This window comes from Anaerotignum faecicola (genome assembly GCA_024460105.1).
In the GTDB taxonomy this organism is placed as follows: domain Bacteria; phylum Bacillota; class Clostridia; order Lachnospirales; family Anaerotignaceae; genus JANFXS01.
The window spans coordinates 1-506 of record JANFXS010000159.1 but is presented as its reverse complement, the minus strand read 5'-3'; the positions used below and the strand labels follow the sequence as shown (position 1 = coordinate 506).

The window sequence follows — 506 nt, the reverse complement described above, 5'->3', positions numbered from 1 at the left end:
GAAAATTCTGCATGCCGGCGCTGTCCGCTGTCATCATACCTGCCGACGCACTGACCAGAATCAAAAGAATCGGCAGAAGCACAATGGAGATAACCAGACCAAAGGAGGGCCCGCCCGCAGCGCCTTCTTTCTTCTCAGGAGCCAACACTGCATTTTCGGGAACCGGAACATAAAGCCTCTTTGCAAATGGTACCGCTACCGCATAACTGATCAGATATTTCGGGATAACAAGCACGAGAGCCAGGATAGTGACCGTTCCCAGGTCTACAGGGAGACTTCCCGTGATCAGCATGGGAGCCGGTGTCGGAGGAATGGCGGATCCGATGCCGAGACCTGCAGTCATTGGAAGCACATAATACAGTAAAGATTTATTTGTCTTTTTGGCTATGGAGTAAACAATCGGCATAAGAATGATGAAAGCCGGATCGAAGAACACCGGAATACCGATGATAACGCCTGCAAGCCCCAGGGCAAACGCAGAATTCTTTTCGCCGAATACCTTGACC

At 50.8% G+C, this 506-nt stretch carries 1 protein-coding gene; it reads right to left on the bottom strand.

What is annotated here, in order from left to right; genetic code table 11:
- A partial coding sequence (locus NE664_13280; GenBank protein MCQ4727604.1) for a GntP family permease occupies nt 1–506 on the bottom strand: 506 nt, incomplete at both ends.